We start from the raw sequence: 15,627 nt of genomic DNA, 5'->3' as shown, positions 1-15,627 counted from the left end.
AGCCCCGGAAGCGATGCGCTCCGGGGTGAGGTGCGAGTATGAGGTTCGGTCGAAAAGCGGCGTCGTGCCGCGGTTTTTCAGAGCTTGTAGCCGTTGCGCAGCAGCTCCTCGCGGGAGTTCCGCTTGGACGCCTGGATGGCGGCCTTCGCCTCGACGAAGTTCCCTTCGGTTAAATGGCGGTAAATTTCGGCGTACAGCTTTTTGCCGGTGTAAGGGCGGTTCGAGCCTTGGGTCGAGCGGTAGGCGACGACGAAGTACAGCACCTTGTCCCTGTAGCGGTCGAACGTCTCCATGATGCTGCGGTTCTCGATCGTGGACAGCAGCGTGCTCATGAACATGAGGCCCGATTCATAATACTCGCGGTGCATCTTCCGTTCGCTCGCTTCGTTCACCTGGTCCAGATAGTGGCGCAGACGCTCGAACTCGGGCTCGAACTGATGCTGCTCCATGCGGTCGAGCGCGAACAGATACAGCGCATTCAGCAGATCGAACATATCGTAAAGTTCCTTGACGTCGATCCCTTTGACGAGGATACCGCGCTTGACGAGCGTCTCCAGGAACCCTTCCTTCTCCAGCTGCATGACGGCGGCGCGGACCGGCGTCCGGCTCATCCCGAGCCCGCTCGCCAGCTCGCTCTCCGAGAGCAGATGGCCGGGCAGATATTGACCGCTGAGCAGCCGCTGCCGGAGCTCCTGGTAGGCCACTTCCGCGAGAGGCAGATCGGACATAAGTCTATCTCCTTTGAATCGTTGCCGATGATAATATCCATTTAGTATATCTTGTCGGTTGCTGGCGGGCAATGCACGGTTATTGAACTCAAAACAGCCCGAACCTCTTCTTGCAGACGTTTTTGCGGTCCGGTTGTATCAATTCGGTGACGCCGGCGGCTTCCAGTTTGTCGAACAACGCTTCGTGTCCTTGATTGAGCTTGAAGTCCATCTCTTCCTTGTAGAGTGGTACAAGGCTAAAGAAATGAACGTCCTTCCCCGGCGCGGCTGTCAGCGTGAAAAAATTTCTGGCCGAAGGGATTGTCTCGGGAATCGATACGATCATGCTGGAAAGCTTCGTATTGTCTGCATACGCTGCCGCCACTTGGCCGGTTCAAGGCGCGGCAGTGCGTGATGCACTGTCGAACGACAGCCCTTGGCCGGTTCAAGGCGCGGCAGTGCGTGATGTACTGTCGAACGACAGCCCTTGGCCGGTTCAAGGCGCGACAGTGCGCGATGTACTGTCGAACGACAGCACTTGGCCGGTTCAAGGCGCGGTAGTGCGCGATGTACTGTCGAACGACAGCACTCGGCCGCACCTAGGGCCGGGCCAGAGCGGCGGCTACAGCCGCGAGCCCCCGCTCGCGTCGATGAGCTGGCCGGTTACCCAGCGGCTGTCGGGCGAGGCGAGGAAGGCGGCGATGTCGGCCACGTCCTCGGGCTGGCCCCAGCGGCCGAACACCGAGAGACCGGCGGCGAACGCCCGGCCTCCCGGGTCCTGCAGCGTCGCTGTGTTCATGTCGGTGTCGATGATGCCGGGCTGGATGGCGTTGACCCGGATGCCGCGTCCGCCCAGCTCCTGCGCCAGGTTCAGCGTGAGCGTGTTGATCGCGCCTTTGGACACGCTGTAGCCGAGCAGATTCGGCAGCGGGATGCGCGTCACGGCCGAAGACAAATTAATGATGCTGCCGCCGTCGTTCATGCGCTTCAGCGCCTCCCGGATGACGAGAATCGGCGCCTTGACGTTGATATTCAGCACCTCGTCGAGCGAAGCCTCCGTCGTCTCCCCGATGCCGATCTGCTGGCCGATCCCGGCATTGTTGACCAATATATCGAGCCGCGTGCCTCCCGCCGGCCCATCCAGCCGTCCGTCCAGCGCCTCGAACAGCGCCTCGATCCCCCCGGCGCTCGCCAGATCGGCGCCGATCGCGAACGCCGAGCCGCCTCCGGTCCGGATCTCGCGGACGATCTCCTCCGCCCGATCCCGGTTGCTCCCGTAATGCACCGCGACGGTCGCGCCGTCCGCGGCGAGCCGCAGCGCGATGCTGCGCCCGATTCCTCGACTCGCCCCCGTCACCAATGCAACCTTCCCGTTCCGCCTCGTCATACGATCAGCTCCTTCTATTTTTTACAAGACCAGTTATAGCACGGGAGCTCCTTAGATATGTTGCGCTTCAATTCGCGGCGGCGACTGCCGCAGCTTCACGAGGATAGCTGTTGCGCGCGCGTGCTGCTAGAATGGGAGGATAGGACAAGCGCCGGAAAGGGGCCGCCACACATGACCGATCGCATCAACATAGAACTCGCAACCTGGTCCGAGGATCACTTCGACCTGCTGCGCGGGCTGAACGCGCCGGAGATGACCGAGCATCTCGGCGGGCCGGAGACAGACGCGCAGGTTGCGGAGCGTCACGAACGGTACTTGCGCATTGCCGGCATAGGAACGGGCCGCATGTTCGCCGTCGTCCTGCTCCCGGGGCGCGAGCTTGTCGGCAGCGTCGGCTATTGGGACCGGACGTGGCATGGCGAGCCGGTGTACGAGATGGGCTGGGGCATCCTGCCGGCGTATCAGGGCAGAGGACTGGCGACGGCCGCCGTCTCTCGGGCGGTCGCGCATGCCCGCACAGAGGGCGCGCGTCGCGCGATCCATGCGTATCCGGGCGCGGACAATCCCGCATCGAACGCGGTATGCCGCAAGCTCGGCTTCACGCCGACCGGCGAGATCGAGTTCGAATATCCCCCGGGCAACATGATGCGGTGCAACGACTGGCGGCTGGAAATATGAAGAGCAAGGTTCGTCGGCGCGGATGCGAGAGTCGCAGCCAGGGTTGACGACGGGCGGCAGTCGGGAGCGCGGTATACCGTCATATGCGTGTGATCCGGCCGCTGGGGCCGGGATGGATTACTACAATCGGAGGGATCGGCATGAGTCTCAACATCGCCTGCCTGCATGCGCATGAATCCAATATCGGATATATCGGCGGGCTTAATGTACCCGAAGGGGTGACATGGACGCACTATGTCGATCCGGGGCTGATCGCGCGCATGGCTGCGGATGCGTCGTTTATCGACGAGCAAGCGAAGGCGCATGTCGCCTGGCAGCTGGATTGGATGGCCTCAGCCGGCGCGGACGCCATCCTGATCACCTGCACGAACTATATCGCTTTGCTGGAGGAGGAGCGGCTCCGGATCAAGCTGCCCATACTCAAGATCGACGAGCCGTTCTTCGCGGAGATTAGCAGATGCGCCGGCCCTCAGATGCTGCTGTTCACGAACCCGGCGACCGTCGAGGGAACGAGCGGCAGGCTGCGCGCCTACGCCGCGAGTCAAGGGTACGCGCAGCCGCAGATCGAGACCGCCGTGCTGCCGGAGGCATTCGAGCTGGTCATGCGCGGGGACAAGGAGGCGTCCGTCAAGCTCGTCCGCCAAGCGCTGGACAGACTGCTGGACGCCGATCCGGCGAGGCCCGTCTCCGTCGCGCAGCTGTCGATGGTCGACGCCGCGCGCTTGACCGGGTCCGCGCGCGGCGTGACGATCGGCCATCCGCTGCGGCCGCTCGAAAAAGCCGTGCAGGCGCTGGCGCGCGCACACGGCTACGAAGAGTGAAACTTATCGAGGCTTAAGCTGCCATTCCTCGAACAAGCGCGTGGCATAGTCGGTCATCCATTGGTTGACCTCCCACAGGTCCGCGACCGGCGCGCCCGTGAAGGGCAGCGTATGCATGTAGCCGGGCGGCCCGAATTCGGCGGTGAACGTGGTGAACGGCTTTCCTTGCGCAGCCTGCTGCGCCCAGATGCGCTGCCACCAGCCGGCGAAAATCTCAAGCTCCGTCCGATACTCCGGCGCGCCCGGATGCGGAACCTGCGGCCCTTCGGGATACCCGATTCTGCCGTGTACATGAACCGTGCGTTCGATGGCGAGAGCCAGATGCTCCTGCTGATCGTCCAGATGCGACTCGCAGACGTTCATCCAGTGGCTGAAGTCGGCGGTCAGACGCAGCGACGGGAAGCGCCGCAGCAGCCTGGCCGTCGTCCAGGGCGTGAACATCGCCCGCTGCCTGTGCGTCTCGTGGCCGACGGCAATGCCGAGGTCCGCCTCCGCCGCGAGCGCCCGGTCAAAAAAGCGGTCCTGCTCGTCCTCGCTCATGCTGTCTCTGGCGCTGTGCGAGACGATGAGCAGCGGCTTGAAGCGGGCGGCATACGAAGCCCGCTCCTTGAACTCCGCGTCATACGCGCCGGAGACGAATATCTGCGCGATATAGGCAAGTCCATGCGCTTCGAGCGCCGCTGCGAATGCCTCCGCCTCAGACTCCTCCGGCGGCGGCGCCTCGACACCGGCATAGCCGGCTGCGGCCGCGCGGGCGAGCTGCTGCTCCATGCTGCCTTCCATGCCCCATAATGCTTTAAATCGTTGGATCTCCATTCGCATCTGCCTCCAGTGAGGTTGAGTAGACTAGCGGATTGAGCGCGCTGGCGGCCGGATCGCCCGGCTTCAGATCCGGAAACCATGCGGCCAGATCGCCTCTGCGGGCGTTGCTGTCCGGCTCGGCGATCGTGAGGCCGTCCGCGATGTAGATGATCGTCATCACTTCCCGCATCTGGTCGGTCGGATTGCCGGGCGCACTGTGCAGCGTCCAGCCCGCATGGAACGTGGCGTCTCCCGCAGCCAGCGCGCCATAATTGACGGTCGGGAGCTGCTTGCCCTCGATGTACGACTTTAAGGTGCGATGGGACTCGTCCGAGATTTCCTGCTTCGAGATGTATCCGTTCTTGTGCGAGCCCGAAGCGAACGTCATCGAGCCGACCTCCTCGGATACGGGGACGAGCGGCATCCACATCGTGATCGTCTTGTCGGAGTCGATCGGCCAATAGATCTGATCCTGGTGCCAGGGCGTATGGCCGCCTCCCGGCTCCTTGAACAACGCTTGATCGTGATAGATGCGGACGCCGGAGACCCCCATCAGCTCCGCCGCGACCTTCGCGAATCTTCTGGCCAGTACGAAGCGCTTGGCTGCTTCGCTCAGCTGCCACAGATTGCCGATCTGAATGAACGCCTTGCCGTACGTGTCCCTCTCTTCGAGGGGCTTGGTATGATAGTTGTGCGTCTTGACGATCTCGCCGATGACCTGGCGATAGACGGCGACTTCCTCCGGCTGCAGCAGCCCTCGAACGATCGTATGTCCGTCCCTATTATAACCTGCGATTTGCTCGGCGGTCAGCGCCGCTTCCGAATTCAGTTCAGGCAGCTCGTTTACACTTGTAAATTCCATAATCCTCGACCACTCACTTTCGGATGTGTAATGGCTTACACACCCATATTACTAAGCTTTGACAGCCAATGATTTGTGTGCAATGATGCTTTTGATTGTAAAAAATGACGATATTGAGGATTGACTCATGACACTTCGCGCTATCGACGATTTGCCGATCGTACCGTATATTCGCCAGTGCGATTTTCCCGTCAGGGCAGCGTACTACTCTCCGAAGCGCAAGCTGCTCGATTACTTGATGATCCATATCAAAAAAGGCGAGCTGCGGATCGAAGCGGACGGCGCCGTCTATCGACTGGGCGAAGGGGATTTCTGCCTGCTTCAGCCGGGAACGACGCATGATCTGTCGGCGAGCGCCGCGAACGAGACGCCCTTCGTCCACATGGATATTTTTTGGCATCCGGAGCGTGACCGCAGCTTCCCCACACGCCCCGGCCAGGTGAATCTCGAACAATATGCGCATCTCATGCAGCCCAGATTGAATGACATCCCGGGCATCTCCCTGCCTGTCGTCCTGCATCCGTCTCATTCCGCGAAGTACGCGCAATTGTTGAACCGCATGATTGCGGACTGGCTCTCCCCGGACCTTTACGGCAAGCTCTCCGCGCAAGCCTGCGGCACGCAGCTCGTGCACGATATCCTCCGCGATCACGCCAGATCCGACGCTGCCCGTCCGACATCCGCGGGCGGGCTGGATTGGGTCCATTCCTACTTGTCCTTCCATCTGTCGGACCCGTTGTCCATCGAAGACATGGCGAGAAGAGCGCATCTGTCGGTGTCGCGTTTTCGCGAGGTTTTCCGGCAGCGCTTCGGGTTGCCCCCGCATCAATATTTGATCCGTCTGCGGCTCGCGCACGCCGAGGAATTGCTGCGCAATACGGATCTTTCCCTGGCGCGGATCGCCGAATATTGCGGATTTGTGGACATCAGCCATTTTGCGAACAGCTTCAAGACGCACCGCGGCATGGCGCCCGGCATGTACCGCTCGTCGCATTCCCGATCCTCAATCAGGCGCTCGTGACGACGATCGAATAAGTTGCGGCGCCAGGCGCTGCCCCGTCGGCTCGGGCGATTACCTCGCCGACCCGTGCGCCGGGCGGTGCGGATGCCGGAATCAGATGCCGAAGCGGCACCGCGACGGATTCGCCGGCCGCCAGCCCCGGTATGCAGGCAGAGTCGCCGGACAGCGTGTCGGAGATGCAGACATTGCACGCCGCCAAGCTGCCGGTATTCGTCACGCGCACAGCGTAGAAAATCGTCTCGCCGGGCACCGCGCGTGCATGCCCCGCAATGAGTGCAACCTCCAACCCGCCCGCCCCGTTATCGCCATCCGTTCGATCCGCCACAGTCATGCGCAGCTCCCCTTTCCGTGTGTACCGCCGTTTCCGACAATGGCCGACGTGCCTCCCGCACTAGCAGGTTATGTGCCGCAGCTTGGGCAGCAGAACTTTTTGCCGCGACTATATTGACAGTCGATATATCTGTTGTTATTATAACGACATACGATATATCGAGTTGCGATGCATGTGCAGTTAAAGGAGGCAACCGAACTTGGACAAATGGAAACAGATGCTGCCGCTAACGGAGGCGTTCTACTACATTCTGGTGACGCTGTATGCGGAGCCGTCGCACGGCTACGGCATGATGCAGGAGGTCGAGCGCATGAGCGGAGGCCGGGTGAAGCTCGGAGCGGGCACGCTGTACACTGCGCTGAGTACGCTGCAGGGCAAGGGGCTCATCGATCATCATCCGGGAGCCGAGGGCGCGGACGCCAGACGCAAGATGTATGCGATCACGCAGAACGGGCGCGAGGTGCTGGCGGCGGAGGTCGGCAGGCTCGAAGAATTGCTGGAAGCGGGACGACACGCATTGAAGGGAGCGGGTTTGTGATGGTGCGGACGGAGAAAAGATGGCACAGCTGGATGAGCTGGGACTACGAAAAGGAAGAGCGGTGGCTGAACGAACTGTCGGCCGGCGGGCTGCATATGACGAAGGGCGGCGCGTTCAGAAGCGAGTTCGAGCGCGACGACACGGTCAGATACACGTATGGCCTTGATTATCAAGGGGGTCTCACGAAGAAGAACGGCAAGCTGGACGAGTACATCGAGCTGTACCGGGAGATCGGGTGGGAATACGTGAGCACGTATGCCGGCATCTGGCACTTTTTCCGCAGACCCTGGGAGCCCGGCGAGACGCCCAAGCTCTATACGGACCGCGAGTCCCTCGTCGGACACTACAGGAAGATCCAGCGCCTGATGATCGTCATGCTGCTCCTGAATGCCGGGATCTTTTGCATCAACATGACCAATATCGTCTCCAGAATCGACGGAGCCGTGCGCTGGGGAATCACGGGACCGCTGCTCGTCATCTACGTTGGTTTGTTCACGCTGCTCGGGTACGGCATCATGAAGATTAAGGGGAAGATCAAGAAGATCGACGGGGAGTAGCGGTGCAGGGAGCGAGCGAGAAAAGCAAGCTCGCTGAATCAGGCGTCATTTGGATTCGGGCGGAATAAGCGGGGCCGCGGACGAGGCATTGAGGCTGTACGCCGCTAGAAAAATTAGAAGGGTCGGCCGTGCAGGCCGGCTCTTTTAGCGATATACGGCATTGTTATCTGCTCAGAAGTCGGCCCCACGCTCGGAATAACGATGTGCGGCATTGTTATCTGTGCGGAAACCGGCCCCACGCTCGGAATAACGATGTGCGGCATTCTTATCTGCTCAGAAGTCGGCCCCTCGCTCTAAATAACGATGTGCGGCATTTTTATCTGCTCGGAAGTCGGCCCCACGCTCGGAATAACGATGTGCGGCATTCTTATCTGTACGAAAACCGGCCCCTCACTCGAAATAACGATGTGCGGCATTCTTATCTGTGCGAGAATCGGCCCCTCACTCGAAATAACGATGTGCGGCATTCTTATCTGTGCGAGAATCGGCCCCTCGCTCGGAATAACGATGTGCGGCATTCTTATCTGCTCGGAAACCGGCCTCACGCTCGGAATAGCGCCACACGGCATTCTTTTTACTCGCAAATCGGCCCCACGCGCTGTCACACGAGGCGACGGCGGCTGCAAGCGAGCGAGCGTAGTCGCAGCATGGTCCGCTCCATGGTTCGCCTCCATAGTCGGAAAACTGCTAGCGATTAGTCGGCGCAGGGGTAGTTAATACTTGTGAATGCAGGTAAGCTGGAAGGACACGTGTCATCACCGATCGGAGGAACCCGCATGTTCAGCCGACTGGCCCATATTCCTTGGCGCTCGATCCGGGTCAAGCTGGTGCTTGGCCTATTGGCCGTGACGCTGCCGCTCATCGCGCTGCTTATTTACAACAACCAGTACAGCATCGGCGTCGTGCACAACCAGGTGGCCATGTCCAACGAGAATCTGATCCGCATTTATATGAAGCAAATCGATGACCAGCTGACCGAGGCGGAGCGGCATATGATCGCGCTCCAGACGACGGACCCGAACGTGCAGACGATGGGGGAGACGGTATCCGAGGATACGTATATGCTGGCCAAAAGCGCCGTCTCGCGCAAGCTGTCGTCGGATCTGACGGTGTATCCGTATATCGACGGTTTCTTTGTGTATTCGATCGCGAGAAACGATATCGTCGAGGCGTACCGGGGCTCGTTCACGTACCCGGAGCTGGTCGCGATGCGGGCGGCCATGGAGGACACGGCGACCGCGCTGGCCGAGCACCCGGCGTATACGAACGCCACCTGGCGGACGCAGTCGATCGGCGGGCGATACCACCTCGTCCGCATCTTCGGCGACGGCAATCTGTACATTGGCGCCTGGGTTCAGGTGTCCTCGCTGGTAGAGCCGCTGCGCAGCACGCGGGCGGGCGACCGGAGCGCCGTGCTCATGGTGAGCGGCGACGGCGAGCAGCTGTACAGCACGCAGCCGCTCGCGGACGAGGAGCTGGATTTCTCGCGCGGGTTCGACGGCTACTACTTGTCCGGCCACCGCCACTCGCACCTGATTGTGGGCGAGCCTTCGGTCAAGGGCGACTTCAGTCTGGCGGCGGCGATTCCGAACGCTTCGATATTGGAGAACCTGCCGTATCTGACCCGTGCGACGGCGATCGTCATCGGCATCGCGCTGCTCATGCTGCCGCTCGGCTTCTGGCTGCTGCGCCAGGTGCTGCTCCTGCCGCTGCGCCGGATGGTCGGCGCCATGCGCCTGCTCGGTCAAGGCAATTTCAGCACGCGCATCGAGGAGGCGCCGGCGCCGGACGAGTTCCAACTCGTGAACCGTACCTTCAACACGATGATCTCGCAGATCGAGGCGCTCAAGATCGACGTGTACGAGGAGCAGCTCCACAAGCAGCGCGCGGAGCTCAAGCATTTGCAACTGCAGATCAATCCGCACTTTTTTATGAACGCGCTCAATATTTTGTACAACCTGGCGCAGGTCAAGCAGTACGAGCTTATTCAGGAGATGACGATGTCGCTTGTCCAGTACTTCCGCTATATGTTCCAGAGCCAGCAGTCGCTCGTGCTGCTGCGGGACGAGCTGCAGCATATCCGCAACTATCTGCGGATTCAGCAGCTGCGCTTCGGAGACCATCTGCGATGCGAGATTCAGGTGCCCGAATATCTGGCCGCGACGAAGCTGCCGCCGCTCATGCTCCAGACCATCGTCGAAAATACGATCAAGCACGCGGTCCGGGCGGACGGGCAGACGACGCTGACGATCGAGGCGACGCTCGACGACCTGGCCGAGGAGCCGATGCTGTGCCTCATTGTCCGAGACGACGGCGAGGGCTATTCCGACGAGGCGCTGGAGGTATTCCGCTCCGGCAGTCTGCTGGCCGACGAGGAGCGGGAGCATATCGGGCTGTGGAACGTGCGCGAGCGGCTGCGCCTGCAATACGGGGATGCAGCCTGGATGGAATGCTACAACGACGACCCGCACGGCGCGGTGACGGAGATCGCCGTGCCGCTGGGCGCGGACCGAAGGGAGCGGACGGAAGATGCGCAGATTGTTGATCGTAGATGACGAACCGATCGCGGTGGAGGGCATCCGGTCCGGCGTGGATTGGGAGGCGCTCGGCCTATCCGAGGTGCTGACCGCGCACGGCGCGGAGCAGGCCAAGGCCGTGTTCGCACGGACGCCTATCGATGTCATGTTGTGCGATATCGAGATGCCGCAGGGCTCGGGCCTCCAGCTGCTCGAGTGGGTGCGGGCGCAGCATCCGCGGACGGAGACGATCTTCCTGACCTGCCACGCCGACTTCCAGTACGCCAAGCAGGCGATCCAGCTGGGCAGCCTGGACTATCTGCTCAAGCCGATTCCCTACGCCGATCTGGAGGCGGCGGTGCGCAAGGCGCTGCGCAAGATCGACGAGGAGAGCGAGCGCAGCGCGTTCAGCCAGTACGGCAAGTATTGGGTGCAGCATCAGCCGCTGCTCGTCGAGCGGTTCTGGCTGGACGTGCTCGGCAACGATATTCCGTCGCAGCCGGAGGCGGTCCGCAGAGCCGCCGAGGAGCGCAACATCCCGTACTCGGGCGAGCTGCGCTTCCTCCCGGTGCTGATCCGCATCCGCAGGTGGTACAGGGACTTCTCGCTGCGCGACAAAAAAATTATGGAGTACGCGCTGCGCAACTCTGCCGAGGAGCTCGTGCTGGAGCGCCACGAGAGCGGACTGCTGCTGTCGCCCGCGGACGAGACGATGCTGGCGCTGCTCGGCGGCGACGGGCGGGAGGCGGCCGATCCCGCGCGGCTCAAGGCTGCGTGCGAGGCATATATGCAGGCGTGTCCGCGGTACTTTTACTGCGACGTGGCCTGCTATATCGGCGAGCCCGCGCGCGGCCACGAGATCGCGGAGGCCTATCGGCGCCTGCTCGAGCGGGACGCGGACAACGTCGCCTACGACAGCCGCGTGTTCCTGCCGGGCGAGCTGCCCGTTGCTGCACGTCCGCATGCGCTGCCGGACATGGGCGTCTGGGCGATGCTGCTCAAGGAGGGCGCGCGGGACAAGGTGCTGCAGGGCGCGGAGGACTTCATCGGCGAGCAGGTGCGATCCGGCGGCTTGACCCCGGCGCTGCTGAACCCGTTCATTCAGGACTTCCAGCAGATGATCCATTATGTGCTCCAGGTGAAGGGCATCCAGGCCCATCAACTGCTCGGCGACCGGGAGTCCGCCGAGCTGTACGCCCGCGCCGCGCGCTCCGCGCACGACGCCTTGGCCTGGGTGCGCCATGCCGTGAACAAGTCGCTCGACTATGCGGCTGCGCTGGAGCATTCGCCCAGCGTCGTCGAGCAGGCGAAGGCTTATATTCATGCGCATCTGGAGGGCGACATCTCCCGCGAGGATATCGCGGCGCATGTCTTTTTGAACCCCGACTATTTGACGCGCATCTTCAAGCGGGACACCGGGCAGTCGATCTCCGACTATCTGCTGCAGCAGCGGCTCGCCATCGCCGCCCAGCTGCTGGCTCATACCGACATGCCTGTCAGCGCCGTCGCGGGGCGGATCGGCTACGCCAATTTCTCGCATTTCTCCCGCATGTTCAAGAAGTACATGAACGCGGGCCCCGCCGAATACCGTCAGCAGCACGCGGACGCCGGCAACACCGCCGAACAAAGTCGGCAAAGTGACAGCCGGAAGTCGTAAGCGGAGCAGAGGCGGCATGGGGCGCTTGCCTACAATAGAGACAGCCTCATACAAGAACAGCAAAGGCGGGGACATACTCATGAGCAAGAAAAACGTAACGGCGGCGTCGCTGCTGCTCACCACGGCGCTGGTGCTGTCGGCCTGCGGCGGCAACAACAATGACGGCGGTGCCGCATCCGGAGGCACGGCGTCCGGCGGGGCATCGCCTTCGGGCAGCGCTTCGGCCCAACCGAGCGGCAAGACCGAGGAGATCACGGTCGCATTCCCGATGATCAGCACGGCGATCCCGGAGATCCCGAACATCGAGGAAGCGATCAACAAGATCGCGCTGGACAAGATCAACGTCAAGGTCAAGCTGAAGGCGATCAGCTCGGGCGAATGGGTGCAGCAGGTCAACCTGATGTTCACCAGCAACGAGAAGATGGACCTGATGTACGTGAACGGCGGACTGTACAGCAACATGGTCGCCAAAAATCAGCTCGTCGCGCTTGACGAGCTGCTGGACCAATACGGCGAAGGCATCAAGACGGCCGTCGGAGCAGATTACATTAATGTGCCCAAGATTCAGGGCGCCATCTACGGCGTGCCGACGATCCGGGACCTGGCGAGCAGCTACGGCGTCATCATGCGCAAGGACCTGGTGGACAAGTACAAGATCGACGTCGACGCCATCAAGACGCTGGACGACCTGGGCGCCGTGCTGAAGACCGTCAAGGACGGCGAGTCCGGCTTCGCGCCGCTCATTCCGTCGGGCGTCGGCATGTCCTTCCTGGACGCCTATATGCCGTACGACAGTCTCGGCGACTCGATGGGCGTGCTGCCGAACTACGACAACGACCTGAAGGTCGTCAACCTGTACGCGTCGCAGGAATACAAGGACCTGGTAACGAAGTTCCGGCAGTGGTACCAGGACGGCTACGTCATGAAGGATGCGGCGACGAACAAGACGTCGACGTTCGAGCTGCTCCGCTCCGGCAAAGGCTTCGCCTACTTCGCTGCGCTCAAGCCGGGCATGGCCGAGCAGGAAGGCGCCGCGGCAGGCACGGCGGTCATCACGAAGGAGCTCACGCCGATCGTCGCCAGAACCGGCACCGTCTCGAACGTGATGTGGGGCATCCCCGTCAACTCCAAGCAGCATGAGGCGGCGATGAAGTTCCTCAACCTGATGTATTCGGACAAGGATATCGTCAACCTGTTCGACTGGGGCATCGAAGGCAAGCACTATGTGAAGGCCGACGGACAAGACGGCGTCATCAAGTATCCCGAAGGCGTCAACGCCGGCAACACCACGTACAACATGCCGCTCGGCTGGATGTTCGGCAACCAGTTCCTCTCCTACACGATGGAGGGCAGCGATGCCGACATCTGGAAGAAGATGGACGAATTCAACAAGAGCGCCATGCATTCCAAGGCGATGGGCTTCACGTTCGACGCGTCTGCGGTCAAGTCGGAGTTCGCCGCCGTATCCAATGTCGTCACCCAGTACAAGCTGCCGCTCGAGACGGGCAGCGTGGACCCGGACAAGGTGCTGCCGGAGTTCATCTCCAAGCTGAAGGCGGCCGGCATCGACAAGATCGTCGCCGAGAAGCAAAAGCAGCTCGACGCGTGGGCGCAGGCCAACGCAGCGAAGTAATCGAGGCATGACAACGAACCCGGCCGAGACGTATCGGCCGGGTTTTTGGCTGCGATTTTCGAATGTCCGCGCTCGGCATCGGAGCCGCCTTCATACCATTCCCTCACATAGTCGGCAAAGCGCAAACCGGAAGTCGCCCAAGCGGTAGAGGGCTTGAGGCCCGCTCGGCTACAATCGGAGCATACAGAGGCGGCATCACGCCCGCGCCGACACACAGAAAGGGGAGAACACGGTGGCCACAATCGCGCACCGCACCAAACGCCGCAGCCTTCGCCGGTATATACCGCTTTATATCATGCTGCTGCCGGGACTCGCATACCTGGTCCTCAACAATTACCTGCCGCTGTTCGGCCTGTCCATCGCCTTCAAGGACATCGACTACAGCAAGGGCATCTGGGGCAGCGACTGGATCGGCTTCGACAACTTCGAATACTTGTTCAAGACGAGCGACGCGCTCCTCATCACCCGCAACACGCTGCTGTACAACGCCGCTTTTATCGTGCTCGGGCTCGGTCTCGCCATCATCGTCGCCATCCTGCTGAACGAGATCAAGAACCGCTTCGCCTCGCGGCTGTACCAGAGCGTCATCATTCTGCCGTTTCTGATCTCGATCATCCTCGTCAGCTATCTCGTGTACGCGATGCTGAGCACCGACACCGGCTTCCTCAACAAGACGCTGCTGCCCGCGCTCGGCATCGACCCGATCGCCTGGTACACGGAGCCCAAGTACTGGCCGTACATCCTCACCTTTGTGCATCTCTGGAAAGGCGTCGGCTACAACTGCATCGTCTTCCTCGCCGCCATCATCGGCATCGACGGCGAATACTACGAGGCGGCGCGGCTCGACGGCGCGTCCAAGTGGCAGCAGATCCGCAAGATCACGATCCCGATGATCACCCCGGTCATCATCATGCTGACGCTGCTCGCCATCGGCCGCATTTTCTACGCAGACTTCGGGCTGTTCTACCAGGTTCCGATGAACTCCGGCGCGCTGTTCGAGACGACGAACGTCATCGACACGTACGTGTTCCGCGGGCTCATGCAGCTCGGCGATATCGGGATGTCCTCCGCGGCGGGCTTCTACCAGTCGGTCGTCGGCTTCCTGCTCGTCATGATCTCCAACTATATCGTCCGCAAAATCAACAAGGAAAACGCGTTGTTCTAAGGAGTGATCGACATGGATCGAGAAAATCGGAACTGGCAATGGATCGCGCATATCGTCCTGATCGTGCTGTCGCTCGCCTGCGTCCTGCCGTTTATCCTGCTGTTTATGGCCTCCATCACCGACGAGAAAACGATCGTCACGAACGGGTATTCGTTTTTCCCGGCCCGCATCAGCTTCAGCGCCTACGAGTACCTGTGGAACCAGGCGAGCCAGATCTTCCACGCCTACGGCATCACCGTGCTGGTGACGGTCATCGGCACGGCCGCGAGCCTCGTCATCACGTCGCTGCTCGCTTACCCGCTGTCGCGCAAGGATCTGCCCGGCGGGCAGACGATCGCCTTCGTCGTCTTCTTCACCCTGCTGTTCAACGGCGGCCTCGTGCCGACCTACATGGTGTACACGCAACTGCTCGACGTGAAGAACACGCTGCTGGCGCTGCTGCTCCCCTGGCTGCTCATGAACGGGTTCAACGTGCTGCTCATGCGCACCTTCTTCAAGACGACGATCCCCGCGGCCGTGCTCGAATCCGCCTCCATCGACGGGGCGGGCGAGTTCAAGACCTACTGGCGCATCGTCCTGCCGCTGTCGCTGCCGATTCTGGCGACGGTCGGCATGTTCCAGGGGCTGGCGTATTGGAACGACTGGAACAACGGCCTCATTTTCGTAACCAAGCCGAACCTGTTCAGCCTGCAAAACGTGCTCAACCGCATCATGAACGACATCCAGTTTCTGACGACGAACAGCGGCGCGAGCAGCAGCCAAGCGCTGGCGGCCCTGCCGAGCGAGACGTTCCGGATGGCGATCGCCGTCATCGGCGTCGTGCCGATCCTGATTGCGTACCCGTTCTTCCAGAAGTACTTCGTGAAGGGCATGACGATCGGCGCAGTCAAGGGCTGAACCCCGGCAAGCATCAAGCATGAACCTTGAACCATGAACCATGAATCGAATTGCAA

General features: G+C 61.4%; 16 protein-coding genes. 10 read left to right on the top strand and 6 right to left on the bottom strand.

Translation table 11 applies throughout. The features are described from left to right. Positions 1 to 77: 77 nt before the first annotated feature. The 3 genes from VQ071_RS16890 to VQ071_RS16880 all read right to left on the bottom strand — a co-directional run bounded on the left by VQ071_RS16890 (position 78) and on the right by VQ071_RS16880 (position 2,094). A complete protein-coding gene (locus VQ071_RS16890; RefSeq protein ID WP_340515272.1) occupies positions 78 to 728 on the bottom strand; it encodes a GntR family transcriptional regulator in 651 nt (216 codons plus the stop codon). A gap of 88 nt (positions 729 to 816) precedes the next feature. Continuing rightward, the gene (locus VQ071_RS16885; RefSeq protein ID WP_340515271.1) at positions 817 to 1,092 is read right to left on the bottom strand and encodes a suppressor of fused domain protein; all 276 of its coding nucleotides are present in this window, start codon (positions 1,090 to 1,092) and stop codon (positions 817 to 819) included. 237 nt (positions 1,093 to 1,329) lie between these two features. Next, on the bottom strand, positions 1,330 to 2,094 hold the full coding sequence (locus tag VQ071_RS16880; RefSeq protein ID WP_340515270.1) for an SDR family oxidoreductase: 765 nt from the start codon (positions 2,092 to 2,094) through the stop codon (positions 1,330 to 1,332). A gap of 171 nt (positions 2,095 to 2,265) precedes the next feature. Between VQ071_RS16880 and VQ071_RS16875 the strand changes: the two genes are divergently transcribed. Both VQ071_RS16875 and VQ071_RS16870 read left to right on the top strand, forming a co-directional pair. Then, on the top strand, positions 2,266 to 2,772 hold the full coding sequence (locus VQ071_RS16875) for a GNAT family N-acetyltransferase (protein ID WP_340515269.1): 507 nt from the start codon (positions 2,266 to 2,268) through the stop codon (positions 2,770 to 2,772). A gap of 140 nt (positions 2,773 to 2,912) precedes the next feature. Then, positions 2,913 to 3,593, top strand: coding sequence for an aspartate/glutamate racemase family protein (locus VQ071_RS16870; RefSeq protein WP_340515268.1), 681 nt, complete (start codon positions 2,913 to 2,915; stop codon positions 3,591 to 3,593). Positions 3,594 to 3,596: 3 nt separating this feature from the next. Here the strand turns inward: VQ071_RS16870 and VQ071_RS16865 are convergent, their stop codons facing one another. Both VQ071_RS16865 and VQ071_RS16860 read right to left on the bottom strand, forming a co-directional pair. After that, positions 3,597 to 4,409 carry a TIM barrel protein gene (locus tag VQ071_RS16865; protein WP_340515267.1) on the bottom strand — a complete coding sequence of 271 codons (813 nt, stop codon included), beginning with the start codon at positions 4,407 to 4,409 and terminating at the stop codon, positions 3,597 to 3,599. Then, positions 4,390 to 5,256, bottom strand: coding sequence for a phytanoyl-CoA dioxygenase family protein (locus tag VQ071_RS16860; RefSeq protein ID WP_340515266.1), 867 nt, complete (start codon positions 5,254 to 5,256; stop codon positions 4,390 to 4,392). Before VQ071_RS16860 ends, VQ071_RS16865 begins: the two co-directional genes overlap by 20 nt. 127 nt (positions 5,257 to 5,383) lie before the next feature. Here VQ071_RS16860 and VQ071_RS16855 point away from each other — a divergent pair, with 127 nt between their 5' ends. Beyond that, a complete protein-coding gene (locus tag VQ071_RS16855; protein ID WP_340515265.1) occupies positions 5,384 to 6,277 on the top strand; it encodes an AraC family transcriptional regulator in 894 nt (297 codons plus the stop codon). Here the strand turns inward: VQ071_RS16855 and VQ071_RS16850 are convergent. Continuing rightward, the gene (locus VQ071_RS16850; RefSeq protein WP_340515264.1) at positions 6,264 to 6,602 is read right to left on the bottom strand and encodes a CARDB domain-containing protein; all 339 of its coding nucleotides are present in this window, start codon (positions 6,600 to 6,602) and stop codon (positions 6,264 to 6,266) included. The genes VQ071_RS16855 and VQ071_RS16850 overlap by 14 nt on opposite strands. Before the next feature lie 205 nt (positions 6,603 to 6,807). On the opposite strand from VQ071_RS16850, the gene VQ071_RS16845 reads away from it, so the two are divergent. The 7 genes from VQ071_RS16845 to VQ071_RS16815 all read left to right on the top strand — a co-directional run bounded on the left by VQ071_RS16845 (position 6,808) and on the right by VQ071_RS16815 (position 15,571). After that, a complete protein-coding gene (locus VQ071_RS16845) occupies positions 6,808 to 7,146 on the top strand; it encodes a PadR family transcriptional regulator (protein ID WP_340515263.1) in 339 nt (112 codons plus the stop codon). Further along, positions 7,146 to 7,703 carry a DUF2812 domain-containing protein gene (locus tag VQ071_RS16840; protein WP_340515262.1) on the top strand — a complete coding sequence of 186 codons (558 nt, stop codon included), beginning with the start codon at positions 7,146 to 7,148 and terminating at the stop codon, positions 7,701 to 7,703. Before VQ071_RS16845 ends, VQ071_RS16840 begins: the two co-directional genes overlap by 1 nt. Positions 7,704 to 8,479: 776 nt before the next feature. Continuing rightward, entirely contained in the window at positions 8,480 to 10,258 is a 1,779-nt protein-coding gene (locus tag VQ071_RS16835; RefSeq protein WP_340515261.1) for a sensor histidine kinase, read from the top strand. Beyond that, a complete protein-coding gene (locus VQ071_RS16830; RefSeq protein WP_340515260.1) occupies positions 10,233 to 11,876 on the top strand; it encodes a response regulator in 1,644 nt (547 codons plus the stop codon). The genes VQ071_RS16835 and VQ071_RS16830 overlap by 26 nt, the downstream gene beginning before the upstream one ends. A gap of 79 nt (positions 11,877 to 11,955) precedes the next feature. After that, on the top strand, positions 11,956 to 13,509 hold the full coding sequence (locus VQ071_RS16825; RefSeq protein ID WP_340515259.1) for an ABC transporter substrate-binding protein: 1,554 nt from the start codon (positions 11,956 to 11,958) through the stop codon (positions 13,507 to 13,509). 295 nt (positions 13,510 to 13,804) lie between these two features. After that, positions 13,805 to 14,674 (top strand): ABC transporter permease, encoded by an 870-nt coding sequence (locus VQ071_RS16820; RefSeq protein ID WP_340515384.1) that lies wholly within the window; start codon positions 13,805 to 13,807, stop codon positions 14,672 to 14,674. A gap of 12 nt (positions 14,675 to 14,686) precedes the next feature. Then, complete coding sequence (locus VQ071_RS16815) at positions 14,687 to 15,571, top strand: carbohydrate ABC transporter permease (protein WP_340515258.1); 885 nt, start codon at positions 14,687 to 14,689, stop codon at positions 15,569 to 15,571. Positions 15,572 to 15,627 lie beyond the last annotated feature (56 nt).

This window comes from Cohnella sp. 56, assembly GCF_037963805.1.
Lineage (GTDB): Bacteria > Bacillota > Bacilli > Paenibacillales > Paenibacillaceae > Cohnella.
Note: the sequence above shows the minus strand (reverse complement) of the source record. Positions and strands in the feature narration are given on the sequence as shown.